The 25,664-nt window shown below is 62.1% G+C and carries 27 protein-coding genes; 14 read left to right on the forward strand and 13 right to left on the reverse strand.

Annotated elements, in window-relative coordinates; translation table 11 throughout:
* Window positions 1-72: 72 nt before the first annotated feature.
* Window positions 73-969: a MetQ/NlpA family ABC transporter substrate-binding protein gene (locus NX84_RS03595; RefSeq protein WP_039673870.1), complete on the reverse strand. Its 897-nt coding sequence runs from the start codon at window positions 967-969 to the stop codon at window positions 73-75.
* 166 nt (window positions 970-1,135) lie between these two features.
* On the opposite strand from NX84_RS03595, the gene NX84_RS03600 reads away from it, so the two are divergent.
* The gene (locus NX84_RS03600; protein ID WP_039673872.1) at window positions 1,136-4,273 is read left to right on the forward strand and encodes an error-prone DNA polymerase; all 3,138 of its coding nucleotides are present in this window, start codon (window positions 1,136-1,138) and stop codon (window positions 4,271-4,273) included.
* Between the two features lie 6 nt (window positions 4,274-4,279).
* Here NX84_RS03600 and NX84_RS03605 read toward each other — a convergent pair whose 3' ends face one another.
* Both NX84_RS03605 and NX84_RS03610 read right to left on the reverse strand, forming a co-directional pair.
* Window positions 4,280-4,750, reverse strand: coding sequence for a hypothetical protein (locus NX84_RS03605; RefSeq protein WP_039673874.1), 471 nt, complete (start codon window positions 4,748-4,750; stop codon window positions 4,280-4,282).
* Between the two features lie 7 nt (window positions 4,751-4,757).
* Complete coding sequence (locus tag NX84_RS03610) at window positions 4,758-5,018, reverse strand: helix-turn-helix transcriptional regulator (protein ID WP_039673876.1); 261 nt, start codon at window positions 5,016-5,018, stop codon at window positions 4,758-4,760.
* A 58-nt stretch (window positions 5,019-5,076) separates the two neighbouring features.
* Here NX84_RS03610 and NX84_RS03615 point away from each other — a divergent pair, with 58 nt between their 5' ends.
* Window positions 5,077-5,526, forward strand: a complete 450-nt coding sequence (locus NX84_RS03615; RefSeq protein WP_039673878.1) for a PH domain-containing protein — start codon at window positions 5,077-5,079, stop codon at window positions 5,524-5,526.
* Window positions 5,523-6,938, forward strand: coding sequence for a PH domain-containing protein (locus NX84_RS03620; RefSeq protein WP_039673880.1), 1,416 nt, complete (start codon window positions 5,523-5,525; stop codon window positions 6,936-6,938). The genes NX84_RS03615 and NX84_RS03620 overlap by 4 nt, the downstream gene beginning before the upstream one ends.
* Here NX84_RS03620 and NX84_RS03625 read toward each other — a convergent pair.
* The 5 genes from NX84_RS03625 to NX84_RS03645 all read right to left on the reverse strand — a co-directional run bounded on the left by NX84_RS03625 (window position 6,910) and on the right by NX84_RS03645 (window position 11,869).
* Window positions 6,910-7,179: a FeoC-like transcriptional regulator gene (locus NX84_RS03625; RefSeq protein WP_039673883.1), complete on the reverse strand. Its 270-nt coding sequence runs from the start codon at window positions 7,177-7,179 to the stop codon at window positions 6,910-6,912. The genes NX84_RS03620 and NX84_RS03625 overlap by 29 nt on opposite strands.
* Complete coding sequence (gene feoB / locus NX84_RS03630; protein WP_039673885.1) at window positions 7,179-9,110, reverse strand: ferrous iron transport protein B; 1,932 nt, start codon at window positions 9,108-9,110, stop codon at window positions 7,179-7,181. Before feoB ends, NX84_RS03625 begins: the two co-directional genes overlap by 1 nt.
* Before the next feature lie 2 nt (window positions 9,111-9,112).
* Window positions 9,113-9,358, reverse strand: coding sequence for a FeoA family protein (locus tag NX84_RS03635; protein WP_039673887.1), 246 nt, complete (start codon window positions 9,356-9,358; stop codon window positions 9,113-9,115).
* A gap of 132 nt (window positions 9,359-9,490) precedes the next feature.
* The gene (locus NX84_RS03640; RefSeq protein ID WP_039673888.1) at window positions 9,491-11,353 is read right to left on the reverse strand and encodes a pyruvate kinase; all 1,863 of its coding nucleotides are present in this window, start codon (window positions 11,351-11,353) and stop codon (window positions 9,491-9,493) included.
* 45 nt (window positions 11,354-11,398) lie between these two features.
* On the reverse strand, window positions 11,399-11,869 hold the full coding sequence (locus NX84_RS03645) for a tRNA (cytidine(34)-2'-O)-methyltransferase (protein ID WP_039673890.1): 471 nt from the start codon (window positions 11,867-11,869) through the stop codon (window positions 11,399-11,401).
* A 24-nt stretch (window positions 11,870-11,893) separates the two neighbouring features.
* Between NX84_RS03645 and NX84_RS03650 the strand changes: the two genes are divergently transcribed.
* Window positions 11,894-12,748 carry a bifunctional methylenetetrahydrofolate dehydrogenase/methenyltetrahydrofolate cyclohydrolase gene (locus tag NX84_RS03650; protein ID WP_039673893.1) on the forward strand — a complete coding sequence of 285 codons (855 nt, stop codon included), beginning with the start codon at window positions 11,894-11,896 and terminating at the stop codon, window positions 12,746-12,748.
* Window positions 12,749-12,756: 8 nt separating this feature from the next.
* Window positions 12,757-13,125: a DUF3017 domain-containing protein gene (locus NX84_RS03655; protein ID WP_052319648.1), complete on the forward strand. Its 369-nt coding sequence runs from the start codon at window positions 12,757-12,759 to the stop codon at window positions 13,123-13,125.
* 34 nt (window positions 13,126-13,159) lie between these two features.
* Here the strand turns inward: NX84_RS03655 and metX are convergent, their stop codons facing one another.
* The gene (metX, locus tag NX84_RS03660; RefSeq protein ID WP_231913708.1) at window positions 13,160-14,359 is read right to left on the reverse strand and encodes a homoserine O-acetyltransferase MetX; all 1,200 of its coding nucleotides are present in this window, start codon (window positions 14,357-14,359) and stop codon (window positions 13,160-13,162) included.
* Window positions 14,307-15,626: an O-acetylhomoserine/O-acetylserine sulfhydrylase gene (locus NX84_RS03665; protein ID WP_052319649.1), complete on the reverse strand. Its 1,320-nt coding sequence runs from the start codon at window positions 15,624-15,626 to the stop codon at window positions 14,307-14,309. Before NX84_RS03665 ends, metX begins: the two co-directional genes overlap by 53 nt.
* Before the next feature lie 209 nt (window positions 15,627-15,835).
* On the opposite strand from NX84_RS03665, the gene NX84_RS12770 reads away from it, so the two are divergent.
* The 4 genes from NX84_RS12770 (at window position 15,836) to NX84_RS03680 (ending at window position 18,821) form a co-directional block, all read left to right on the forward strand.
* Window positions 15,836-16,942 (forward strand): sensor histidine kinase, encoded by a 1,107-nt coding sequence (locus NX84_RS12770; RefSeq protein ID WP_126297597.1) that lies wholly within the window; start codon window positions 15,836-15,838, stop codon window positions 16,940-16,942.
* Window positions 16,887-17,564 carry a response regulator transcription factor gene (locus NX84_RS03670; RefSeq protein WP_039673897.1) on the forward strand — a complete coding sequence of 226 codons (678 nt, stop codon included), beginning with the start codon at window positions 16,887-16,889 and terminating at the stop codon, window positions 17,562-17,564. The genes NX84_RS12770 and NX84_RS03670 overlap by 56 nt, the downstream gene beginning before the upstream one ends.
* A gap of 210 nt (window positions 17,565-17,774) precedes the next feature.
* On the forward strand, window positions 17,775-18,344 hold the full coding sequence (locus NX84_RS03675) for a hypothetical protein (protein ID WP_039673899.1): 570 nt from the start codon (window positions 17,775-17,777) through the stop codon (window positions 18,342-18,344).
* Window positions 18,345-18,443: 99 nt separating this feature from the next.
* The gene (locus NX84_RS03680) at window positions 18,444-18,821 is read left to right on the forward strand and encodes a hypothetical protein (RefSeq protein WP_126297598.1); all 378 of its coding nucleotides are present in this window, start codon (window positions 18,444-18,446) and stop codon (window positions 18,819-18,821) included.
* 6 nt (window positions 18,822-18,827) lie between these two features.
* Here the strand turns inward: NX84_RS03680 and NX84_RS03685 are convergent, their stop codons facing one another.
* Together NX84_RS03685 and NX84_RS03690 are read right to left on the reverse strand one after the other, a co-directional pair.
* Window positions 18,828-19,430 (reverse strand): MBL fold metallo-hydrolase, encoded by a 603-nt coding sequence (locus NX84_RS03685; protein ID WP_039674345.1) that lies wholly within the window; start codon window positions 19,428-19,430, stop codon window positions 18,828-18,830.
* A 10-nt stretch (window positions 19,431-19,440) separates the two neighbouring features.
* On the reverse strand, window positions 19,441-21,024 hold the full coding sequence (locus NX84_RS03690) for a redoxin domain-containing protein (protein ID WP_039673904.1): 1,584 nt from the start codon (window positions 21,022-21,024) through the stop codon (window positions 19,441-19,443).
* 179 nt (window positions 21,025-21,203) lie between these two features.
* On the opposite strand from NX84_RS03690, the gene NX84_RS03695 reads away from it, so the two are divergent.
* From NX84_RS03695 to NX84_RS03705, 3 genes are read left to right on the forward strand one after another with little or no spacing between them, the layout of a single operon-like run.
* A complete protein-coding gene (locus tag NX84_RS03695; RefSeq protein WP_039673906.1) occupies window positions 21,204-21,389 on the forward strand; it encodes a hypothetical protein in 186 nt (61 codons plus the stop codon).
* Window positions 21,390-21,396: 7 nt separating this feature from the next.
* A complete protein-coding gene (locus tag NX84_RS03700) occupies window positions 21,397-22,005 on the forward strand; it encodes a sigma-70 family RNA polymerase sigma factor (protein WP_039673909.1) in 609 nt (202 codons plus the stop codon).
* Window positions 22,002-22,634 (forward strand): anti-sigma factor, encoded by a 633-nt coding sequence (locus NX84_RS03705; protein ID WP_039673911.1) that lies wholly within the window; start codon window positions 22,002-22,004, stop codon window positions 22,632-22,634. The genes NX84_RS03700 and NX84_RS03705 overlap by 4 nt, the downstream gene beginning before the upstream one ends.
* A 3-nt stretch (window positions 22,635-22,637) precedes the next feature.
* Here NX84_RS03705 and pdxR read toward each other — a convergent pair whose 3' ends face one another.
* Entirely contained in the window at window positions 22,638-23,939 is a 1,302-nt protein-coding gene (gene pdxR, locus NX84_RS03710; protein ID WP_039673913.1) for a MocR-like pyridoxine biosynthesis transcription factor PdxR, read from the reverse strand.
* Window positions 23,940-24,020: 81 nt separating this feature from the next.
* Here pdxR and pdxS point away from each other — a divergent pair, with 81 nt between their 5' ends.
* On the forward strand, window positions 24,021-24,923 hold the full coding sequence (gene pdxS / locus NX84_RS03715) for a pyridoxal 5'-phosphate synthase lyase subunit PdxS (RefSeq protein WP_039673915.1): 903 nt from the start codon (window positions 24,021-24,023) through the stop codon (window positions 24,921-24,923).
* The gene (gene pdxT, locus NX84_RS03720; protein WP_039673917.1) at window positions 24,917-25,570 is read left to right on the forward strand and encodes a pyridoxal 5'-phosphate synthase glutaminase subunit PdxT; all 654 of its coding nucleotides are present in this window, start codon (window positions 24,917-24,919) and stop codon (window positions 25,568-25,570) included. Before pdxS ends, pdxT begins: the two co-directional genes overlap by 7 nt.
* The last annotated feature ends 94 nt before the right edge of the window (window positions 25,571-25,664 follow it).

Raw genomic sequence — 25,664 nt, forward strand, 5'->3', positions numbered from 1 at the left:
GTGTAACGGCCAAATCCCCCGGCCACACACTGAAGCGTGAACGCGGGGGGGACATGTGGAGTAGCGGGGAGCTTAGGCTTCCTCTTCGAGACGGTCCAGAATCTCTTGCAGCTCTTCCTGCGGGCGGTCCACAGCCACAGCGGTGTCGCCGGAAGACTTCAGGACGGCCTCGGTGACCTTCGGATCCTTCCACAGCTTGGCCAGCTCGTGGAGGGTCTCGTTGTCAGCATCCTCGGCACGTACGGCCCAGACGTTGATGTACGGCTCTGCCTCGGTGGAGTTCGGGTCATCCTCTGCCACAGCGGACTTCGGATCGATGCCTGCGCGCTCCAGGAAGGAGTTGTTGATGACGGCCGGCTTGCCCTCGCCGTAGGCGGCCGGGGTCTGTGCGGCGTCCACCGGGGTGACGGTGACCTTGGACTTCTTCTCGTCGATATCGAGCGGAGTCGGGATCAGCGGGCTGTCCTCCTGAAGAGTGACCAGGCCCTCCTGGGCCAGCAGGCCGATAGCACGGCCCTGGTTCGTGGAGTCATTCGGGATGGCCACTTCCTGGCCCTCAATTCCGGAGAGGTCCTTGTGGTCCTTCCAGTAGATGGCCAACGGGTAGATCTCGGTAGAGGCGAGCGGGACGAGGTCGGTGCCGTTGCCCTGGTTGTACTTGGCCAAGAACTGCAGGTGCTGGAACTTGTTGGCGGTCAGCTGACCCTGATCCAGAGCCTGGTTCGGGGTGTTGTAGTCCGCGAAGTTCTCCAGCTTCACGTCGTAGCCGGCCTCCTTGGCCAGGTCCTGGAAGACGGCCCACTCTTCCATGTTGGCATCGGTAGTGCCGATGGTGATGGTGGAGTCCTTGGTGATTTCTTCGCCGGAGCCCTGGGACTCAGAGTCCGAGGAGTCGGAGGAGCAGGCGACCAGGCCGGTAGCGGCGATGACGGCTGCCGAGGTGGCAGCAAGTACGCGACGGATGCTCATGATGGGTCTTAGTGTCCCTTCTTCTTGGTCGTGCGGCACGTGGTGGGGCACCGCAGGTGATTACACTGCTCGAAAAACTAGCAACGATTGAACCGCTTTGTCTATTCCGGCAATTGCTCAACAAAACCTTGACGGGAACTGTTGTTCGATTATAAGGTGTGAGGCTATGAGGTTCAACGGGGGTGCAGCGCTACCGTGGTCCCGTGTCGAGCGGATTTTGTCTGGCCGGCCGGGGCCCATTCCGGTGTCGGTAGATCACCTACCGGACTTCACGGATGCTCCGAAGGTGGGGCACTCCGCGGTGTCCTTTGCGGAGCTCCATGCGGTGAGTTCGTATAGCTTCCTGCAGGGAGCCTCCGAGCCGGAGGAGCTTGTGGCGCGGGCAGTCGAGCTGGGCTTAAAGGGAATGGCGCTGGTAGATAGGGATGGATTCTATGGGCTCATGAAGTTTGCGGAGGCTGCCGCCAAGGTTGGCCTTCCTGCTGTTTTCGGCGCGGAGCTTAGTCTCGAGCCGGCGCCGCTGACCGTGTTGGCGCGCACTCCGGAGGGGTATCGTCGTTTGTCGCGGCTCATCTCCCGCGCACGTATGGAGGCGGGGGAGAAAGATGCGGTGGTCTATCCGCAGCTGGCAGATATTGCGGCGGAGCTGCAGGAGCATTGCCTCTTCCTCGTGGGGTGGGAATGGGCAGGGAAATTCGATTATCTGCTCGAAAGAATTAAAATAGACAGCATGGTTTTGGAGTACGCCTGTACCCAACTCCCAGAGGACGCTGATCACCACGCGCTGCTGGATTCCTGCCCGGTTCCGCGCGCTATCGCCACGGCCCGCCCGGCTGCCGCCACACGGGAACACGCGCGGCTGGCCGGAGCCAAACAAGCCTTGTCCCGGCGCCTCGCGCTTGCCGACGCCTCCCCTAGCGCCCACCCCATGGGTTCGTCCTGGCTGCGCTCTGGGGAGCAGATGGCGCAGCTGTTTCCAGACCGGCCGGAAATTATCGCGGAAACCGTCCGAGTGCTGGAGGAGTGCAGCTTCACTTGGGAAGCACTGGCTCCCAATTTGCCGGATTTCGATGTGCCGGAAGGGCACACCGAGATGTCCTGGCTAGAGAACCTGACTTTTGAGCGCGCGGCAGCGCGTTATGCCACGCGGCCTAAGGAGATTAGGGAGCGGGCGTGGGAGCAGATGAGGTACGAGCTGGATGTTATCGAGCAGCTCGGTTTTCCGGGCTACTTCCTTATCGTGTGTGATTTCGTGGATTTTTGTCGGCGGGAGAACATCCTGTGCCAAGGGCGTGGCTCAGCGGCGAACTCCGCGGTGTGTTTCGCGCTGGGGATTACGAATGCGGAGCCGATTTCCGCGGGTCTGCTCTTTGAGCGCTTCTTGTCCCCAGACCGTGATGGCCCGCCGGATATTGATATTGATATTGAATCGGGGCGGCGTGAGGAAGTTATCCAGTATGTCTACGCCAAGCATGGCCGCGAGCGTGCCGCGCAGGTGGCTAACGTGATTACGTATCGCCGCAAAGGTGCACTGCGGGATGCTGCGCGGGCGTTGGGCTATCCGCAAGGCTCGGCCGATGCATGGTCGAAAGGTGTGGCGCCTGCGCCTAGCGACGTCGAATCCTTGGCTGAGCAGTTCCTCGGTCAGCCGCGCCACCTGGGCATTCACTCCGGCGGCATGGTGCTGTGTGACCGGCCGATTGCGGATGTTGTGCCTGTGGAATGGGCGCGCATGGAGAACCGGTCGGTGCTGCAGTGGGATAAGGACGATTGCGCCGCAGCTGGGCTGGTGAAGTTCGACATGCTGGGTTTGGGCATGCTCGAAGCGCTGCATCACATGATGGACTTGGTGGAGGAGACCACCGGCAGGGTAGTCAACCTGTGGGAGCTGGACCTGGCGGACCCGGAAGTCTATGACATGCTGTGCCGAGCGGATGCGGTGGGTGTGTTCCAAGTGGAATCGCGCGCGCAGCTCAACACGCTGCCAAGACTCAAGCCGCAGGTCTTCTTCGACCTCGTCGTGGAAGTAGCGCTCATTCGCCCCGGACCTATTCAGGGCGGGTCGGTGCATCCTTACCTGCGCCGCCGGGATGGCAAAGAAGCGGTGGAGTATGACCACCCGGTGTTGGAAAAGTCCTTGGGCAAGACGTTGGGCATTCCACTCTTTCAGGAGCAGCTGATGCAGATTGCTGTCGACGCCGCTGGTTTCAGCGGCGCGGAGGCGGACGATTTGCGGCGCGCGATGGGCTCGAAGCGCTCGCCGGCCAAGATGGCAGCACTCAAACAACGTTTTTACGATGGTCTCAAGGAGACCAACGGGATTACCGGGGACGTTGCGGACAAGTTGTGGACCAAGATTGTCGCCTTCGCCGCCTATGGCTTCCCGGAGTCACACTCGCAGTCTTTTGCCTCCTTGGTGTACTTTTCGGCATGGTTTAAGCGCTATTACCCGGCGCAGTTTTGCGTGGGTCTGTTGCGCGCGCAGCCGATGGGTTTCTATTCGCCGCAGTCCCTCATTCAGGATGCGCGCCGCCACGGCGTGGAGGTGCTGCCGGCCACTGTCAACGATTCAGGCCGCGAGGCCCGCGCGGTGCTGGGCGAGGACGGCGAGGTTCGCATCCGGCTAGGGCTCAACCTCATCAAAGGTTTGGGGGATAAAGCCGCCGACCGCATTGAGGCGGCCGCGCCGTTTGCCGACGTCCCCGATCTCTCCCGCCGTGCCGATCTCACCGTTGATCACGTGGAGGCCCTCGCGGTGGCGGGGGCCTTGGATGTCTTTGGGGTGGATCGTCGCCAAGCGCTGTGGCAGGCCGGTGTGGCCGCGACGGAACAGACAGGGATGCTACCGGGACTTTCTGCCATCGAGGCGCCGTCTTTGCCGGGAATGAGCGCTTTCGAGCTCATGGCGGCGGACGTGGCGAGTACCGGGGTGACCCACAACCAGCAGCCCATGGAGCAGGTCCGCGGGGCGCTGCGTGCCCGCGGCGTCCTGTCGGCGGCGGACCTGCCGGCCGTGGAGGATGGCACGCGCGTGCGCATCGCCGGGGTGGTCACGCATCGCCAGCGCCCGCAGACCGCGGCTGGTGTGGTGTTCTTCGGCCTGGAGGATGAGACCGGGCTGATGAACGTGATGGTCTCGCCCGGCCTGTGGGCTCGGGATAAGGTGACGGCTCGGACGGCTCCTGCGCTCATCGTGCGCGGAATCGTACAAAACGCCTCCGGCGCGGTTACCGTTGCCGCCGACCAGCTTGAGCCGCTGGCCTTCGGTGAGGCACTCTCGCGCGGTTCGCGGGATTTCCGCTAGGGGTGCTTATTCCTTTGAGATGAGCTCGTCGCGGTTCATTTTGCCGGCCAGGGAACGCGCCACGGAGAAGGGTACCCATACCATGAGCAGCAGGATGATCTTGAGGTAGAGCTGGGATACAAACACGCCGTCCATGATGGGCATAGTTCGCGCGCCCCAGGCGATAAGGCCTGTGACTGGCAGCAGGATAACGAGTGCGGCGAGGGAGAATTTGAGGCCGTCGTCGCGGGCCTCGAGGTGCTGCTGCATCTCGTACTCATCAAGTTCTGTTCTGGGCAGGTCTGCCGCGTTGATGGTGGTGCGCAAACGTGCCGTCAATAGTGCACACAGCAACGTGCCGAGGCAGGCCACCATGAGCGAGGTGAAAGGGCTCCAGAACTGCAGGGGGATGGACGCAATGATGAGGACGGTGGACAGGTCGGTCAGGGTGATGTAGCGCTTGCGGGTCTTAACGGAATCGGGAATAGAGGCGGACATGTGCGGGCTAGTCCTTTCGGTAGATTTCGGAGGACATGGGGGTGAATTCGGTCCGGGAGAACACGGCTTCCACGGGTAGATTGAAGACTTCGCAGATATTGAAGGCGAGGTCCAAGCTGGGGGAGTGGTCGCCGCGCTCGAGTGCGCCGATGGTTTGGGGGTTGACCCCGATGGCGTCGGCAAGCTGTGCGCGCGTCATGTCCCGTTCAACGCGGAGTACGCGGACCCGGTTAAAGAGTGGACGGGTAGGCTTTTTCTTTGGGGACATGCATCACAGTGTTGTATAAACCCAACGACTTGTCAAGAGTTTATGTTAGTGTGTTGGCATGAACCCCGTATCCCCGTCACTCACGAAAGCCCGCTACATTACGAATTTGAGCTGGGATATTATCCTCGCCGCGCTCGCTGCCGCCGCAGCGTATTTCTGGTGGGACTGGCTCTATTGGGTCGCCGGCGCGCTCGTTGTGTGGGCGCTCTACGAACTGTGGCTCATCCCCGCACAGGTCAAGAACTTAGGCTGGCAGGAAACCGCCGACGAACTCCTCGTCACCCGTGGAAAAATCTGGCACACCTTCACCGTCGTGCCGTATGGCCGTATCCAATTCGTCGATGTCACCGCCGGCCCCGTGGAGCGCTCGATGGGGCTGAAGAAGGTGAAGCTGCACACGGCGTCGCCCAGCAGCGACGCCACCATCCCCGGCCTGGTTGCCGCGGACGCCGATGCCCTGCGCGAGCGCCTCGCCATTAAAGCCCGCGAGAGGATGAGTGGACTGTGAAAGACCGCGCGCTTATCGACGCCGACGGCTACACTCGCGTCCACCGCCTCACCCCTCTGTTGCGCTTTTGGTCGCTGATTCTGGCGCTGCTCGCCATCTTTGTTCTCAATATCAACGCCTCGATGATTGAGGACGTTGTGTCCTACCTACAGGGCGGACATCTGGGCGAAGTGGGCCGCGGCACTCTGCTGGCAATCGGTGGTTTTGTGCTGGTGTGTGCCGTGATCTGGCTGGTGTCCGGAGTGTGGTGGCGCAAACTGGGGTACAAACTCACCGATGATGAAGTCGCGCTGCGCCACGGCGTGATTTCGACGTCTTTTCGCTCTGCGCGCTATGAGCGCATTCAGGCAGTGGATGTCGTCGAATCCATCATCGCTCGTCTGCTGGGGCTGGCCACGGTCCGAGTGGAAACCGCGGGCGGTAACGCCTCTGTGATCAAGATTGAGTACCTCCCCAAGGCGAAAGCGGAGGAGTTGCGCGCTGAGCTGCTGCGCCGCACGAACGGTGGACAGGTTGAGCAGCCAGAACAGGCAGTGGAAGAGGCGGCAGAACCGGCTCTTATTCCGGAGATTCCCATCCTGCGTACCATCGCTGCGGAAGCACTGCGCCTGCCGACGTTGATTACCGGGCTCATCATCGGCGGCTTGCTCTTTATCCCCGGCATGTGGACCGCACTGTTGCCCATCATCGTGGGCTTTGTGGGCCGTGTGTGGAGCCTGGTGGATTCCTCGTGGACCTTCACCGCGCTTCACGACGCCCCCTCCCACGCCCTCAACATCTCCTACGGCCTCGCCGACCGTCGCCGCCAGACCATCCGCATAAGTCGCATCCACGGCGTGCGGGTAAGCCAGCCTTTCCTGTGGCGGCGCCTCGGCTGGTATGAGGTGCACGTGTCCGTTGCCGGCTATGGCACTAAGGGCGGCGGCAAACAGTCCGGCTCCACACGCATCCTGCCGGTGGGTACCCGTGAACAGGCGTTGGACTTGCTGGCGCTCATCTCGGACCTGGATCGTGCGCAGATCGAGGACTATGCCCGGCCCGAGGGCCACACGCAGCCCACGTATACCTCGCCGCGCCGGGCGTGGTGGGTTAGCCCCATCGACCGCAAGCAGCAGTCGGTAACGCTGGTGGATTCGCCTGAGCCTGTCACCATCGTGCATCGAGGCCGCATCAACCGCCGCGTCATGGTGATTGGCACCCCGCACATTCAGGAGCTCACGCTCAAGGTGGGGCCGCTGAGCCATCTTGTGGGCGTGCGTACTGTGCGTTTCGACCTCGTGGCGGGTCCAGTCAGGATGGCCGGCCAAGACCTCACGCCTGCCGACGCCTCCGAGCTCCTCACCCGCCTGCGCACCCGCCGCCTTCCGGTTCTGGAAGGCCCGCTTAACGGCCCACTGGGCGGCGAAGCTTAAGCAACACCGGACCGCGGGTGCTGCTGGGGCCCGCGCAGGCTGACGCCGCCGAGCAGGACCCGCACCCGCCCGATGGGCACGAGCCCAGCGGCTCCATGTCCAGCACCCCGCTGGCGGTGAGATGGTCCAGGATGAGATCCACCGTGCCCGGTTCCAGCCCCGTCTCCGCGGCGATGGCTGCCCGCGAGCGCACGCCAGATTCGATAGCTTTCTGCACGGCCTGGATGGGGGAGGCAGGCATTAGATAAACACCTTCAGAATCTGGAAGGCGCCCACCGCCAGCAGCCATGCGGTGGCCAGCTGAACGCCGAAGCCGAAGAGCGTCCAGCGCCAGCCAATCTCGCGGCGCTGCGCGGCAATCGTGGCCACGCAGGGAGTGTAGGCCAGCAGGAAAAGCATGTAGGCCCACACCGCCGCCAAGGTATGCCCGCCGGAAGCCTGCTCGAAATCTGCACGCACGTGGTCGCTGAGCGCGCTATGGGATTGTTCTTCGGCGGAGGCGTCGGTGACGTCGTCGACGGCGTAGGTTTGCGCCCAGGTCGAAATCAGCGCCTCCTTGGCCACGAAACCAGTGACCAACGGGCCGGCCAAGGACCAGGAATCGAAGCCAGCCGGGGCAAAGGCTGGGGCGATGGTGCGCGAGACCGCGCCATAGGCGGAATCCTCCGGGGCCGGGGGCTCGCCCCAGGTAGTGTCGTGGGCGGCCGCGCTGACCGGAATGGCCATGAGCAGCCACACCACAACCACGGTGCTCACGATGATGCCGCCGGCCGTCTGTAGGAAGCCCTTCAAACGCGTCCACATCACGCTCAGCGCCAGGCGCACCGTGGGCAGCTGATACGTTGGCAGGTCAATAACCAGCGCTTCTTCCGGAACCGCGCGCCACAGAGTTTTGCGCAGCGCCAAACCCACGAGCACGAGCAGCGCGATGGAGATGAGGTACATAACAAACACCACGCTGCCAGCATGTTCCGGGAAAAACGTGGCCGAGAGCATGACGAAGACCACCAAGCGCGCCGAACACGACGTAAACGGGATGAGTAGCGCAGTCATAATGCGGTGCCGCGGGCTGCCCAGTACGCGCGTGGTCGAAATCGCCGGCACGTTGCAACCAAAGCCCACGACGATGGGGATAAACGCCTTGCCCGGCAGGCCAATGGCCCGCATCAGACGATCCGTGACCACCGCAGCACGCGCCATGTAGCCGGAATCCTCTAACACCGCCAAGCACAAAAACATGAGTGCCATAAGCGGGGCGAAGGTGAGGACCATGCCGACGCCGCCAATGAGGCCGTCGACAAGCAGGCCCGTGATGAGGGGATGACCCAGGCCGATGGCCGCAAGTCCCGCCCGCGCCCAGTCGCTCAAGGGCCCAGACACCAGCGCCTCCAGACCGTCCTGCAGGGGAGCAGCTACTGTGGTCGTGATCTGGAAGACGAGCCACATTACCGCTAGAAACAGCAGGGGACCGACAACCGGGTGCAACGCCACCGCATCGAGGCGGTGGGACAAGGGTGTAGCATGCTCGACCTCGCGCACTGAGGCCTTCGCCGCCGCATCCAGCTCCGCGAAGCGCCCCTCCAGGCCAGTGTCCTCGCGCAACTGCATGGGCGCAGACGCCAAAGACTCGAGCACGACCTCGCGCAGCTTCTCGACGCCTTCCCGCCTGCGCCCATCCACAACCACCACCGGGATCGAGGTGGCCTCGGCCAACGCAGAAGCGTCCACGACCTGCCCCTGGTTGAGCGCCACATCCGTCTTCGTCAACGCGATGATAAGGCGGTAGGGCTGTTCCGCTAACTGGAGCGCGACATTGAGACCGCGGGCCACAGCGGTGGCGTCGACGACCACGACGACGGCATCGGGGCGCTCGTCTTCTGCGCATTCGATGAGCATGGCGCGAGTCAGCGCCTCATCCGGGCTGAGGGGATCGAGCGAATAAGTGCCGGGGAAGTCGATGAGATCGGCGGTGCGATCGCCCAGCTCCCACGCGCCGCGGCTGACCTCAACCGTGGTGCCCGGCCAGTTGCCGGTCTGTGCCTTCGCGCCAGTCAGTGCATTAAACAGCGTGGACTTTCCGGAGTTAGGGGAGCCGACGAGAGCGAGGATAGGCGCGCCGGCAGGGGCAAGCGCGCCGCCCGGATCGCCGTGGCAGCTAGGGGAGGAGGCCATGGCTAGACCTCGATAGCTTTGAGCGTTGCCTTATCGATGGCGTAGCGGCAGCTGCCCACCGACACAACACGTGCGCCGCCGGCCACGCGCGGCCCCATGGTCAACGTAGCGCCGGGGCGGATCCCCAGCTCACCGAGACGCACTGCCAAAGCGGCGTCGCACGTGCAGGAAATACATTCGCTACCCAAGGTTACGGTGCATCCCATGGGGATGGCGTCGGCAGTCTGCCGTGGGCACCCAGACAACATATCGGTCGGCTCTCTTCCTATCTTGTTTTCTCATATAGGTTAACCTAAGCAAAGATAGGCTTGCCTAGTCTTTGAGGTGAGAATCTTAGGTGATCCTCACCACGCGGCGCAGTCGCGCCACATGGAATCGGACTAGTTAGTCCAGCTGGTCACCTGACGCAGCATCTGGCGGTTCTTCAAACGCGAGTGGCCGAGCTTGCGCGACATCCGGTCCAAAATGCGAATGGCCTCCGTAATGTGCGGACCCTTGTTGAGCATGACGCACTCCGCACGCAGCGCATAGCCAGCGTCGGTGATTTCGGCACGCGAGGGAAGGCCGGTCTTCGCCAAGGTCTCCAGCACCTGTGTGGCCATGATGACGGGGATGTGCGCTGCCTCCGCGAGCTTCATGATGCGCCCCGGTACCTGCACCATGCGCTCAAAGCCCAGCTCCACGGCGAGGTCACCGCGGGCAATCATGATGCCGAACTTCTCGTGGCGCATGCCCTCTAAGAGCACGGTGCCCAGCTGCTGGTACGCCGGCACCGTTTCGATCTTGAGCACAATGCCCAGCTCGCGCACGCGCTGCGCCAGCTCCTCCGACTCCTGCTCGGCAGCGATCTCCTCCACCGTGTCATAGAGGAAGGCCACATCGGAAGGTGTGCGGATGAAAGATACGGCCGCGATGTCGCAGTGCGTGGCCACAAAACGCAGCGCCGCCACGTCGTCCTCAGTAAGGCTCGGCAGCGGAACCTCGGTATCGGGCAGGTTGATGCCCTTATACGCCGCCAAGTTCGTGCCGGTGGGCCCTGCATGGTCGATGGTGATGACAGCTTCGCGCTCTGCCCCGTTGCTCCGAATCTCGGTAACGCGGCCGGAGATGGCGCCGTCATCGAAAATAACGGCATGCCCCACCTCGAGCGCGGTGACCACCTCCGGGAGAGTACAACCAATCGTCGTCGCCTCGCCCTCCACAATCCGTGCGGGCTCCTGCGAGGTGCTTAAGACCAGCTCGTCTCCTCGGTGCAGGCGAATCTTCTGCTCCAGCGCCGGAACCCCGCGCACCTGCGTCGTCGCCGTTCCATGGCTAAAGACCGTGCCCTCAGCCAGATAGCAATTGCGCTCGCCGCGCAACACGGCAACGCCGTCCTCGACGGATTCCACGGTGAAGGTTCGCGAACGGCCGCGGGCCTCAGCAAAGCGCACCTCATCGCCCGGTTCCAGCGCAGCTACCCACTCGGTGTCTACTTCGAGTGGTACAGCCGGTCGCGCCGCGCTTGCCGACGCTCCTCTCGCCACCTCCTGGGCCTCTTCGGCCCGGGAGACGTCGGAAAGCACCAGCGTCGGGTAAGCCACAGGCTCGCCTGCAGCGGTACGCTCGCCGCGCACACGGACAACCTGCGGCCCCGGCTCAATGGCACCGGTGCGCACCTTGGGGCCTGCAATATCGCAGGAAATGAGAATCTCGCGCCCCACCTCCTCGGCGGCGCGGTGGACATGCTCAACCATCTTTTCCCACGCGGCCTCGCCATCATGGGCGCAATTGATGCGGGCTAACTCCATACCGGCGCGGGCAAAGTCCAGCACGAGGTCGTAGTCTTCGGCGGCCTCGGAAGGAAGGGTCACCATGATGCGGGCATGCGTGCCGTCCTGCGTAGGGCCAAGAAGTGCCTGCGTGTTGGCGTCGAGGATGTCATCGGCATCGGCATACGCCGAGGCGATGGCCTGCATCGGGTAGGTGGGGGCTTTACCGTCGAAAGCATCAAGCACGTTACGGGCCGCATGTAGGCGCTCCAGCACCGCCGGCTCCGGGTGGCTCAAGCTCGTCGCGCCCAACGCGCTGAGGCCTTCTTGCAGCTCCACGGCGTCTTGGGAGCGCAGTGCCATGTAGCGCACCAGGTTCACCGCGCCGGGCCGGTGCGTGGGCGCGACCTGAGCAATCTGCTCGGCGTACTCGTTCGCGGCGTTTTCAACGCGCAGGGTGAGGGAATCAAGAAGTGGGCGCAAGTTCGACATGGTGCTCCTTCGTCGTGGCTGTCACCCACATTGTGCCGCGACTTCCTACACCGCGCCACGGAAGCCGAGCTGGCGCCAGGCCTCATACACGGCTGTCGACGCCGCGTTAGACAGATTCATCGAGCGCCGCGCCGGCATCATGGGAATGCGAACGCGTTCGGTGACGCGCGGGTGGAAGGCGTGCTCATCCGGCAGGCCGGTGGGCTCGGTGCCGAAGAGGAGGACATCGCCCTCCTGGTATTCCACGTCGCTAAACCACTTATCCGTGTGGGTCGTGAAGGCGAAGACGCGCGCGCCGGGCAGGGCCTCCATGCAGGCATCGAAGTCTTTGTGAATCTTCAGGTCCGCCAGGTCGTGGTAGTCCAAACCTGCGCGTTTGAGGTGCTTGTCCTCGAAGTTGAAGCCGAGTGGCTCAATGAGGTGCAGGCTCGCGCCCGTGACGGCGGCGGTGCGGATGGCGTTGCCGGTATTGGTGGGGATCACGGGGTTGTCGAAGACGATGTGCAGGCGGCTCATAGGCATCAGTCTAGGATGGTGGGCATGAGCGCTACCAAACTAGATGGCAACCTGTATCGCGACGAGATTTTTGAGGACTTGGCCCAGCGCGTGGCTGCCCTCAAGGAGAAGGGGATTACCCCGGGGCTGGCCACGGTCCTGGTGGGCGATGACCCAGGGTCTCATTCCTATGTGAAGATGAAGCACCGCGATTGCGAGAAACTCGGTATTAATTCGATTCGCAAGGACCTGCCTGGCGACGTTACCCAGGAAGAACTCGAGCGCGTCATCGAAGAGCTCAATCATGATGATGCCTGTACCGGCTACATCGTGCAGCTGCCGCTGCCGAAGCACTTGGATGAAAATCGGGTGCTCGAGCTCATCGACCCGGCCAAGGACGCCGATGGTTTGCACCCGATTAACCTGGGCAAGCTGGTGCTCAACGAGGACGCCCCGCTGCCGTGCACGCCGAATGGCTGCATCCACCTGCTGCGCCGCTTCGGCGTGGAGCTTAACGGCGCAAAGGTGGTCGTCATCGGCCGCGGCGTGACCGTGGGCCGCCCGATTGGACTGATGCTTACCCGCCGTAGCGAGAATTCCACGGTGACGCTGTGTCACACCGGCACCAAGGACCTTGCCGCGGAGACCCGTGCGGCCGACGTCATCATTGCTGCGGCCGGCAAGGCGCACATGCTCACCGCCGATATGGTCAAGGAAGGTGCCGCGGTTCTCGACGTCGGCGTCTCCCGCGTCGACGGACAACTCGCCGGTGACGTCGCCGAGGACGTGTGGGACAAGGCCGGTTTCGTCTCCCCGAACCCGGGTGGCGTGGGCCCGCTGACGCGTGCGTTCCTGGTGAGCAACATCGTCGAGCGCGCTGAGAAGCTGGCCGCGCAATAAGATCGCGCATGACTACGCAGGGTCCAGGGGAGGGGCGTCGAGAAGCGCCGGCAGCGCCGCCGGTGTCCTTGTCGAACCCACACGACGCGCACCTGAAGCCTTCGCCGTTGCCCCCGGCAGTGCAGTGGGTCGCCATTGGGTTGTTCGTGGCTGCGGTGGCGGTATCGGGAATCTATGCGGTATCCGAGCACTGGCGGCGCGCCACAATGATGTTGGGAGGGGCACTCTTGTGGCTCACCGTGGTGCGCCTGACCTGTGATTCCTCACGCGTTGGCGTGCTCGCGGTGCGCTCGCGACGCTTCGACGCCTGTTTCACCGGCATCCTCGGTGCGGCGATGGTGTTCATGGCCTTTTCCATCGACGCGCTTGGATCGTGACGCGTTTGGCTCCTGGAAAGAACCAAACGGCTCCTTAAATGAAATACTCGTCGCCCACGTAGGCCGGTCCCACATCAAGGCCATTCGGAGCTGACAGCAACAAGAAGTTGCGCAGGATACGGTTCATCTGGCGGGTTTCGGTGAGGAAGGCATCGTGGCCCACGGGGGAGACAATTTTGGCCATGGCCAACAGTTGGTTGACGTTGCGGGAGATGTGCTCCTGCTGGTGATAGGGATAAAGGATGTCCGTGTCCACGCCCACGACCATGGTCGGCACCTGGGAGGCGGCCAAGGCCTTGATGAGCCCGCCGCGCCCGCGGCCGACGTCATGGCGGTTGAGCGCCTCCGTCAGCGTGACATAGGAACCAGCATCAAACCGTTCCGTGAGCTTTCTTCCCTGGTAATCCAGGTAGGAGTTCACCGCAAAACGCTGAGTGAGCTGGCGGTGCGGGCCCAAGGGGTTTTCGCCCTGCTGCGCGGAGGCGCCAAAGCGCTCATCGATTTCCTGCTCGCCGCGATACGTCAGGTGTGCGATGCGGCGTGCGGCCGCCAAACCATCGCGCGGAGTCTTGTCCGTGCGGTAGTAATTGCCGCCATGCCAGAAAGGGTCGCGCTCGATGGCGGAAATCTGCGCCGATTGGATGCCAATCTGCCAGCCGGAAGCCCGGGCCGACACCGCAATCACGCACACCGCGGACACACTGTCTGGGTACATGAGGCTCCATTCCAGCGTGCGCGCCCCTCCCATCGAGCCGCCGATGACCGCATGGACGCGAGAAATTCCGAGCTCTTGCAGGCACGCATACTCGGCCTCCACCAAGTCCCGAATCGACAGCGCCGGGAAGCGCCCGCCCCACGGCTTTCCATCTGGGTGCAGTGACTTCGGCCCCGTCGAGCCGCTACAACCGCCCAGCGCATTGGTCGCGATGACGCACCAGCGCGTGGTGTCCAGGGCTTTGCCGGGGCCGACTAGCTCGGACCACCAGTCGGCCACGTTGGAATCACCGGTCAGCGCGTGCTCAACCACAATGACGTTGTTGACGCCGTCCGGGTCGCCGGCGAAAGCGCCCCAGCGTTGGTAGGCCAGGGAGGCGTCGGCAAGCACGGCGCCGGCTTCGGTGGTGAAGTCGCCGATGGGGACGTGGGCGAGCTCGCCTTCGGGCGCGAGTTCCGGAATCGGGCTAGCCAATGGCCGCGAACCCACGCTCGAGGTCGGCGATGATGTCGTTGACATCCTCGATGCCCACCGACAGGCGCACCGTTGTCTGGGTAATACCCGCGGCCTGGAGCGCAGCTTCGTCGGACTGGGAGTGCGTGGTGGTGGCCGGGTGCACGACCAGCGAGCGGGTATCGCCGATGTTGGCCAGGTTGGAGTGCAGCTTCAGTGCATCGATGAACGCCCAGGCCTCCTCGCGGCCGCCGTCGATGTCGAAGGAGAGCACGGAGCCGGTGTAGGCGTACCCCAGCTTTTCCTTGGTGGCCTTGTACGGCGAGGACTCCAGGCCGGCGTAGTTGACCTTCGTGACCTTGGCGTGGGACTCCAAGTACTCGGCCACGGCCTGGGCGTTGGCATTGTGCTTATCGACGCGCAACTGCAACGTCTCAATGCCATTCAGCGTCAGCCACGCATTGAAGGGCGAAATGGCGGCACCCGTATCGCGCAGCAGGCCCGCGCGCGCCTTGATAGCGAAGGCCGGTGCGCCCAGATCGGCGTACTTGAGGCCGTGGTAGGCCTCGTCCGGGGTGACGAAGTAGGGGAAGACGGGCTCGCCGTCGCGCTCGACGGTCCAGTCGAAGGAGCCGCCGTCGATAATCGCGCCGCCGATGGCCGAACCGTTGCCGGTGTAGAACTTCGTGGTGGAAACCACGACGATGTCCGCGCCCAACTCCAGCGGGCGGGCCAGCGCGCCGGTAGCGATGGTGTTGTCCACGATGAGCGGGACCTGGTTCTTGTGCGCGACCTCCGCGATGGCGGGGATGTCGAGGACATCGGCGACCGGGTTGCCGAAGGTCTCGCCGTAGAAGGCCTTCGTGTTCGGCTGGACGGCGTCCTGCCAGGAGGCCGGGTCGTCGGGGTTCTCAACGAGGGTGACGTCGATGCCCAGGCGCTTGAGCGTCACGGTAAACAGCGTGGAGGTGCCGCCGTAAAGGCGCGGGGAGGTCACGATGTGGTCGCCGGCGGAGGCGAGGTTCAGGATGGCCGCGGTCTCGGCGGCCTGGCCGGAAGCGAAAGCAACGGCGGCGACGCCACCCTCGAGCGACGCCAACCGGGCCTCCAACGCATCCTGTGTGGGGTTGGTCAGGCGGGTATAAATCGGGCCGGCATCCGAGAGGTTAAAGCGATTAGCGGCATGTTCGGCGTCGTTGAAGACATAAGACGTGGTCTGGTAAATCGGCACGTTGCGTGCGTCGGTGGAGCCGTCCAGGTTCTGGCCGGCGTGAAGGGCGCGGGTGGCAAAAGACCATTCGCCCACTGCGGAATTATCGTATTTGGTGCTCATATCTGGAAACGCTAGACCAAGCGGTTCAGAACTGTAAGTGGCCTACCGGAAAATGCAGGCGAGCGGCGGAATAAAAATAGACCGAGCGGTTGGTTGATGATCGTCTCATCGTGTTCGAAGCTCCCCAACGGAGTTGATAGATCTTTTCCAGTTTCGTGGTCGGATAAGCACGTAGGCGATAAAATCTAGAAAACCGGAGGAGCGTCTTTATGGTGTCTACTGTTGATCGCGGAGTGTTGCTGATACATAGGTTCGTGGTCGGCTTGGCAGTCATAGTGTCCTGCGGGGCGGCGCTTGCCGCGTGGAGCGCAATGAGTCTTCTCTGGCTGCTACTGGCCTTGGGGATGACTATCTCTAGTATTTGTCCACGAGTTTCCATAGCGATTGTTTTTGCTCTGTTTCTTATCCTTAACGCTCAAGGGCTCAATGGATACGCGTTGAACGCGGTCAGTGCATTGTTCATTTGTTGCTTAGCTGTTCTCGGTTTTGTGCGAACGGGGCTTGTAGGAATATTTCTCGTTGGATATGTTCCGCTGGTGTTTGTTCTTTTTCCTTCCTGGGCAGAACCAGGAGAACCATTTTCTACGTCCCTTTTTGCGGCGTCAACAGCAGTGATGGGAATTGCTGGGCTCTTATGGGTACTAGGATTTGGCTTGCAGGCAACGGTGAAACGAAGCACCGATGTCCGGCGTGAACAAGAGGAATCACTGCGGGAGTACTTGCATGACAATGTGGGTAATCCATTAAGCATTGCCACGTTGGGTGCGCAATTGGCGGCAGCTCAGCATGGTGATTCGGGGCAGTTAAATCTTGTTATGCAGGAAGTTCAACGGGCTGCTGAGGCATTATCACATGTCGCAAGCCAAGCGGGGAAAGGCCGTAGACGCACTGTTCGAGGCGCGGCGATGGAATGGGCTGACAAGATGCAAGCATGTGGATTGTCCCCGTCAGTGTCGGTGGAGAGTAGCGCGGGAATTTCTGAAGTGCACAAAGCAGTTCTTCTCAGAGCAATGGATGAGCTGTGCTCTAACGTGATAAGGAATTCCGAAAAGGGAGCCGTAGTTTCACTCAGGCTTGAATCGAATCGGTCGACCCATGCTTTAACTGTCTCTAACGAGCTTTCATCATTGGGGCACCCTGCGGGTGTCAGTGGGATGGGAATTGGCTTAGACAATCTCGAAAAGGTTGTACGCGCGCACGGCGGAACAATGGTAGTGAAGAGGGAAGCACATCAATGGGTCAGTGAGATCCGGCTTGAACATGAAGAAAGCGGTGAAATCGGGTATGGGAATATCACTGCTTATCGTGGAAGATGAAAAGAAGTACGCTGCGCTTCTCCAGTCGATTTTTTGGAACCACCCCGATATTTCACATGTAGAGACAGTCCATGATGCTGAGACTGCCGCCGAAAAGCTGAGGGAGTCAACCTACGACGTTGTGCTTACAGATTTTCGCCTTCCAGGGGCTGATGGCTTTGAATTGATGTGCTCTCAAGACAGGAGCGAGAAGGCGCCTCCGTTCGTCGTAATGACCTCCTTTGACACCGATGAAGCGCTGCTTGAAAGCTATTCACTTGGGGCAATGGGATATGTTCCCAAGACGGCTGGCCCCGAAGCTTTCGTTTCTAGCGTTGTTAATGCGGCTGTGGGTAAAAAGACCATCGAGGCCGATGTGGCACAGCGGATTCTTGCGAACAGTTTTGGCTCACCGAGAGTGCAACATACTCAAAAAATGGTTCGACGATTAAAAACCGAAGATCAGAGGGTTCTACGCCTGCTGGTAGAGGGGCACTCAAACTCCGAAATTGCTCATCAGCTCCACTACGCGGAATCAACGATTAAACAAAAGGTACGCGTGCTGTTCGATCACTTTGGTGTGACCTCGAGAACCAAACTTATTGCCCGGCTCCAGGGTGTCCCTCTTGGACTTTTGCGCTGAGAGTTTGGGATTCTTGGTCCCGAAGCGGCAGTGGGTGGGACCCTTGTTCTGATTTAGGGCCTTTTCCTATTTTTCTTCCTCCGGCGGAGGTCATCAAGCCCCTCGGCCGAATTGCCTACTTTCGTCGGTGAAAGGACGAAAACTCTTGCAGGGAGTTAATGGCGCCACAGATACTGTGCCTGTCAGTTATCGAAAGAAGGGAATCCTGAAATGAAGAAGCTTGCCTTGGGCGCTGTCGTGTTTAGTGGGGTGATCGCCATGCAGCAGTCAGTCGCAGTTGCGCAGGAGCGACCTCACGAAGTTTCCGTTGAGCAGCTGCTGCAGGTCAATGGCAATGGGTACGAGTCCAATTTTGAAGCTGAGCTTGAGCCTTACAAGTATTCGATTGGCGCAGAGATGCCCCTGATCGATGTGGAGAGAGCAAAAGAAGATGGGCTATCTAGCGAGGCAATTCAAGTAGCAATCTATTACAACGATATCGTCTCGCATGATTACGGTAGCGGGCCCAGAGACCGTGCTTCTCTAGCCGATAGGTGGAACTGGTGTGGAAAGTACCGGACTGGAGGGAACGTACTAAATAGTGCGGATGGAGTGTGTAAGCGTCACGATTTATGCCTAGCTAATGCAGGAAATCAGAGGGCAGCAGAGATCGCGTGTGATAACCAATTCATTGACGGGATGAACAAGGTCAAGGGAAGCTACCGCGGCGCTGATCGCGTATATATTGAAGCTGCAATTCTGGCAATTAAGGGAGCCCGAGTCTGTCGGCCGGGCTGCTAAAAAGTTAAGAGCGATGAAGTAAAGAGGAGTGTGACAATGCTAGGCCTGCTTTTTGGAGTTTTGCCACTATGCGCTGTAATCGGGCTGACATGGTTCGTTGTGGCTAATTCACAGAACTTTGCGCTCCGAATCCCCTGGATTGGAGCCTTAGCCGGGCTCGGTATTGCCCTGTGGATTGTATGTGCTCCCGAAGCCGTGAGTGATTCCTGGTGGGAATACCTAGTGCCGCTTTTCCTTGTGGTGATTGCCGCTTGGGTGGGGGCGCTGCGTCGTCCTTCTATAGCAAATTCGATGGTGGAGACCAGCGCTGCTTCGGCAGTGGTTGTAGCAGGGCTCGTCATTTATTCGCTGGCTGACAAAGGTGATGGAACCGGATTGGACGCGGTGGCCTTTGTACTTTATTGGTTCGCCATTTACCTGCCAGGCACTTTGGTCGGTACCCTTCTCGGCGGGCTTGCCAGCCGCCGGCGAGCCTAAACTTGGCTACACCGGAATGGGCTCGCCGAGCGCGGGGCGCTGATAGCCGGTCACACCGGCGCGCTGGAGCATGCCGTCGGTGATGTGCTTGCCGACGTCGGAAAGCACAGCGTCATGGATGGGGACCGTTAGCCGCGCGCCGATGCGCATGGCGTAGTCCGCGGCGTCCGCCCCGCGCACCCAGGGCCCGGCGATGGGGAGCAGCAGAACCTCAACCGTGCGTCCCTCAGGGACACACCACTGATCACCCGGGTGGAGCACACCGCCGAAGAAATAACCTAGGTTCTCCGGACGTGGGATGTTCGGGTGGATTTCCTCGTGGAGGCCGCCCAGAGCCTGAATCTCAAGGCCCAGAACCGTAAACGTCTCATCCGCATGCACGACGGTGCCGGAGCCGAGGGCGTCGATAGCCTCCTGCGTTCCCCACACCGGCAGGTCGCTAGCACGCACGGCGTCGATGTCGAGGTGGTCTCCATGCGCGTGCGTGAGCAGCACCGCTTTGGCGTCCTCAAGACAGCTCAGGTCGGAGAAGGGGCCGGGGTCGATGACGATGCGGCCTTGGGGTGCCTCGACGGCCACTGTGGATTGTCCATGCAGCGAAATCTTCATGAGCCCCACGCTAGCCAAAAGTAAAGGAATACAGCGAGAGCCCTTCGCTGACCTCCAGCTCGACGGTTTCGGTGTGGCTTTCGGGGTCGCGGACGAGATCCACCGTGCCGTCCTGGGTGATGTCGAAGGTGCGAACCGAACCATCGGCGCGATGCAGACGGATTGTGCCGCGCCCGGAAGTGACCAGCTGTACCCATGCGGCGTGGTAGTTGAGGCGCAGGCGTGCGTTGGGGCCGGCAGTAATAGGTTGGTCAGCCAGTGTCCACGTGCCACCCAGCGAATACTGTTCCAACAGAGGATTACCCAGGGTGAACTGGTGGGTTCCGTTGCGGTAATCGGCATGGGCGAAGAATTGCGCGCGAGCGGTGCCGAGGTAGGTCTCTGGCGAGCGCGGCGCGCTGTGAGCATCTGCGGTGGCCGCAATCGGTGCGGGCAGCTCGACGGAAGGGTCGCGCTCGATGAGAAGCTCACGAATGAGGCGCTCGGTCTCGGCGTAGTCACCTTCGCCATGGTGGGAGTGGCGCAGCATGCCGTGCTTATCGACGACATAGTGCGCCGGCCAGTACCGATTCTCAAAGTTCTTCCACGTGGCGAAGTCGTTGTCCTGGGCCACCGGATACTCGATTCCCTGCTCGCGGGCCGCTCGGCGAACGTTGTCGGCCTCGTGCTCGAAGGCATACTCCGGTGCGTGGATGCCGATGATGTCGAAGCCGTAGTCCTTGTAGTGTGCATACAGCTTGGTCAGGTGTGTGTTGTTGCGTTGGCAGTTGATGCAGGCGTAGGCCCAAAAGTCGATGAGCGTGACTTTGCCGGAGGTGCGCGGATCGATGGGGGCATCCGTGTTGAACCAGCCGGTCAACCCCGCGAACGCGGGCACGGGGGTCCCTTCTGCTGCGAGGGCGGCCTGCTCAACCGGGGCAGCGTCGACGTTAATGCTGGGGAGTTTCTGTTGCAGCCACGCCGGTGCGCCGAGTGAAATCGCGCCGGCCATGGCGATTACCACAATTCCCGCGGTGATGCGTACCCCGCGCTGGTGGGAGCGGAACGCATCGACGCGTTTGCCCACTTCGTTTCCGCCGAGAGCGAACGCGAGTAGCGGGATGGCCACGCCGAGGGCGAAGGAGAGGCAGAGGACGAGGATGTGGGCGTCGATGGTTCCAGTGGCGCCAGCGACGGAGATTGCCGCGAGTACGGGGCCCGCGCAGGGAACGAAGACCACGCCCATAGCTAGGCCGACGATGAAGCCTCCCTTGTCGCGAGCTTTGGCTTGTACGCTGCCGGCTTTCGGGAGTTTCTGGAAAGGCCACTCGAGGATTTCCTGCACGCGGGGAAACACCATTCCCAGGCCCACGAGAACCAGCAGCGCGATTCCTATTTTCCACACAATATCGGCGGGCAGGCCAAGGGCGTTGAGTAGCGTTGTGGCAAAGAGCGTGACGAGGCTAAAGCTCGTCACCAACCCGCCCACGACTTGCCATGGCCGCCACCGTGAGCCGCCGCTGACTGCGAGGGCCAAGGGTAAGACGGGCAGGATGCAGGGCGAAATGCCGGTAATCAGACCACCGGTAAACACGATAAAGAGCGTAGATAACATGCTGTACTCCTTCGCTGTGAGTGCGGTGTGGGTATGCAACCAGTTCGGAGCGCAAGCAATAAACGGATTGCCCCAAACTTTTTCTAAATTCGTCCAATCCGCAACCCCGGGTGGCTCCGAATGGTGAGTTACAGGGCCCCGGAAAGGCCGAGCCCGAACGTTTGAAAAGGAGCACCGAAATGAAGAAGCTTGTTACCACCGCCGCTGCACTTGCCATTGCCGCCAGTGGGCTGGTTGCCTGCAACGACAAGAAGGAAGAGGTGGACATGAAGCCCAGCTCTGAGATGATGGCCCCCAGCTCTGACGCCATGATGTCGGATTCCATGATGACTGAGGAGATGAAGAGCGAAGAAATGAGCAAGTAAAACTGCCATGCCCGCCCCGCTGCTGGAGGTAAGCTCTACACCTGTGCCTGCGATGTCACCTGATGAACACGCGCGGCTGAACCACCTGCTCGTTCAGACCGCTGCGGCAGACAAGCATGCCTTCAGCACGCTTTACGACGCCCTCGCGCCCACCGTCTACAGCGTGTGCCTGAGCGTTCTGCGCAATCCCGCCTTGGCAGAGGAAGTCGCCCAAGACGTTTTCGTTGAAGTGTGGACCTCTGCGGTGAAGTTCGACCCGCAGCGGGGAAACGCGCGGTCGTGGGTGGGCAAGTTGGCGCATGGGAGGGCCGTCGATAAGCTGCGTAGCCACGTTGCCGCAGTACAACGCGATGACCGCGACGCGATGCTTACCCAGGCCACCTTCGCTGAGACGCTTGAAGATGAAGCCCTCGGAAACGTCGAAGTGCAGCAACTGCGCCAGGCCATCGACAGGATCGGGGAACCGCATTCCACCGCGGTAGCCCTCGCGTTTTTCGATGGCCTGACGCACGCTGAACTGGCAGAATCAACGGGAGTGCCGCTGGGTACAGCGAAGACGCGCGTGCGCGACGGTGTCAAGAAGTTAAAAGCGATTCTCGGAAAGGAGGGGAGATGAGCAACACGCATGAGTTTTCTGATGAGACTTTCGATGACTTCCTCGATTCCCTCCCCGAAGTCGAACCGCCGGCGCGGATGAAGGATGCCGTCTTTGAGAACATCGACGCCGCTGGTGATGCCGAGGTTGTGGAGCTTCCCCGCCGCCGCTGGCGGGCTTTCGTGGCAGTGCCAGCGGCCGCGGCAGTGCTCGTGGTGGGCGTGGTGGCCGCGCCGCAACTACTGCAATTGGGGCAACCCGATGCAGCGGACAGCGCGCGGGTAGAGGCCGAATCGCCCGGTGAAAAGTCGATGCACGCCATCATGGGGGCAGAGGACCTCATGCAAGGCAACGCCGATGCGTCGGGAGCGCAGCTGGATATCGTTTCTTCGGCGTCGATGGCGAAATCCGGCGCGATGGTGGATGGCCAGCCGCAGCTCGCCGACGGCATGGGCGCCCAGGTGTGGGCAGTCAGTGCTGGCGGTGACATGGCCTCGGCGGGAGTCATTGGCCAGGATCCGCACGATGGGGTGTGGATGCCTTTCGACGGCGCGGCGGTTAAGGTCATGGTCACCGAGGAACCTGTAGGCGGCAGCGCGCAGCCGACGGGCCGTACCCTCGCCACCGTGACCTTGGCCAGCGCCGGCTAGGGGTCAGTTTGCAAGCGCCTGCTTGACTAGCTCGAGGGCGGCGGCGAGCTCGACGTCGCTTAAGTGCCCAAAACCCAACACCACGCCTTCCTCGGCGGCCGCACCACCCCAGTAATCTCGCAGTGGGGTGAGGGTGAGGCCCAAGTTGGCCGCGCGCTTGACGACGCCCTCCTCACACAACAACACCGCATGGAGCCCACCATGGATGGGCAGGAGGGTGGCGGGGGTATCTTCCAGCGCAGCGCGGACGAGATCGCGGCGGCGCTTGTAAGCGCGGCGCATTCTGCCCGTATGACGCCGCAATGCACCGCTGGCTAGATAGTTCGCCAAGGCTGCTTGGGGGATAGCTCCCACCGGCTGACCAAAGACCTCCCGCACCTGATCCACCGCCGAGCGCAAGCTCGGCGGCACCACGAGGTAGCCACACGCGATCGACGGCGAAATCACCGAAGAAAAAGTACCCAGCAACACCGTGTGCTCCGGGGCGAGCGCCGCGAGAGCCGGCAGCGGTTGGCCGACGTAGCGCAGCTCGGAATCGAAGTCATCCTCGATGATGAGCACGTTATTGTCCCGCGCCCACTCGACGAGCTCCGCGCGCCGAGCTGCTGGCAGGGATCCGCCGTAAGGGTGCTGGTGGGACGGCGTGACGATGAGAACGTCGAGGTCAACGGTGGGGACGGTGACGCCGTGCGTGTCGGTGGGGACGTCGATAAGCACGTGGCCCAAAGCCTGGGGAACGCGGCGCAAACTGGGGTAGCCCGGCGATTCCACACCCACGCGAAGCTGGCCGCCCAGCGCGCGCAACAGTACCGACAGCCCGTCGCGGGCGCCGGCGGTGATGACAACATAGGCGGGATCGACGGTGAGTCCACGCATGTGGCGCAGGTGAGTGGCTACCTCGCGGGGCAGGTCGCCGGAAGGATCCACGGCGGCTTTGCGCCACGCCGCCCTCCATTCGGGGGTGATGATTCCGGCCGTATCGGGCAAACCGGGGGTCAACTCCACGCGCCGTGGGGTGGGGGTGGGCCGCGGCGCAGGAGCAGGCTGCGGGGCGCGCCCGTGTGGCAGGTGTGGGTTGATGACGGTACCCGAACCAATCTCCGCGGTGAGGTAACCCTCGGCGGTGAGCTGTTCGTAGGCGGTGACCACGCTGCCTCGGGAAATGCCGAGCTGACTCGCCAATGCGCGCGTGGAGGGAACCTGTTCGCCCGGAAGCAGAATTCCGGCGGCCACTTGGGTGCGGAGGGCTTCGGCAATCTGCACTGGCAGGGCGCGCGTATCAGATGGGTCGAGGCGGAGAGGCATGGCCCCATCATAAGTGGTCTAATCCAACACTCGGAAAATGGCTCTTGTCTTGGACCAATTTTTGGGGCCATGATGTGAGCTATGACTGAACAGAAGAATGAACAGGGACGCGCCACGACGCGCGTCAAGCGTGGACTGGCCGACATGCTCAAGGGTGGCGTCATCATGGACGTTGTCACCCCGGAGCAGGCGCGCATTGCTGAAGACGCGGGCGCTTCCGCTGTCATGGCGCTCGAGCGCGTGCCGGCCGATATCCGCGCCCAGGGTGGCGTGGCTCGCATGTCGGATCCGGACCTCATTGAGGGCATCGTCAATGCCGTTGACATCCCGGTGATGGCGAAGGCCCGCATCGGCCACTTCGTGGAGGCGCAGATTCTGGGAGAGCTGGGCGTGGACTTCATCGACGAATCCGAGGTGCTCAGCCCGGCCGATTACGTCAATCACATCAACAAGTGGGATTTCGACGTGCCCTTCGTCTGCGGTGCTACCAACCTGGGCGAGGCCCTGCGCCGCATCACCGAGGGCGCGGCGATGATTCGCTCCAAGGGCGAGGCCGGTACTGGCGACGTCTCCGAGGCCGTCAAGCACCTGCGCACCATCAAGGGTGAAATTGCACGCCTTCAGAACCTGGACCGCGACGAGCTCTACGTGGCGGCCAAGGAACTACAGGCACCGTACGACCTGGTTGCTGAGGTAGCGGAGACCGGCAAGCTACCGGTCGTGCTGTTCGTCGCCGGTGGCGTGGCCACGCCTGCCGACGCCGCCCTCGTCCGCCAGATGGGGGCCGAAGGCGTCTTCGTCGGCTCCGGCATCTTCAAGTCCGGTGAGCCTGCCAAGCGCGCGGAGGCCATCGTTAAGGCAGCAACCCTCTATGACCAGCCTGCTGAGCTGGCCAAGATTTCCCGCGGCCTCGGCGAGGCCATGGTAGGTATCAACGTCAACGACGTCCCCGCCCCGCACCGCCTGGCTGAACGCGGATGGTAACCACCGTCGGCGTCCTGGCGCTGCAGGGCGGCGTGGAAGAACACATCGCTGTGCTGGGAGGTCTCGGCGTGACTACGCGCCGGGTGCGTCTGCCCCAGGACCTCGACGGACTCGACGGCATCATTTTGCCCGGCGGCGAATCGAGCGCGATTGACAAGCTGGCACGCTCTTGTGGCGTCGCTGAGCCGCTGCGCCAGACTGAGTTACCGGTGCTCGCCACGTGTGCGGGCCTTATCTACAGCGCCCGCGAGCTCGACAACCCCGCGCCGGGACAGCAGACGCTCGCGCTTATCGACGTCTCCGTTCGCCGCAACGCCTTCGGCAATCAGCGCTTCTCCGAGGAACGTATCGTGCCCGTCGCGATGGGCATGGAGATGTTTGAGGTGGAAGCGAGCTTCATCCGTGCGCCCATCGTTACCCGCGTGGGCGAAGGGGTGGAGGTCATCGCGACCGTACCAGTCTCAGGCCTTGTGGCGGAGAGCCTCGGCCGAGACGTGGATGGACAGGGTGTTGGCCAGAAATCCTCACTGGATGCGGGTGGGGAGGCGGTGGTGGGCGTGCGGCAGGGTAACGTTACGGCGCTGAGCTTTCACCCGGAGGAAAACGGGGACTCCCGCCTCCATGCCGCGTGGTTGGCGTCGCTCTAGGCGGAGGCGGCTAATTTAGCGGTTTAACTATCGCTCGATAGTGATGTGGGCTACATTGAAGTCTGAACGCTGAACAGATCACGTCCAGAAAGGC

Origin of the sequence: Corynebacterium minutissimum, from assembly GCF_000805675.1 — a bacterium.
GTDB classification, from domain to species: Bacteria; Actinomycetota; Actinomycetes; order Mycobacteriales; family Mycobacteriaceae; genus Corynebacterium; species Corynebacterium minutissimum.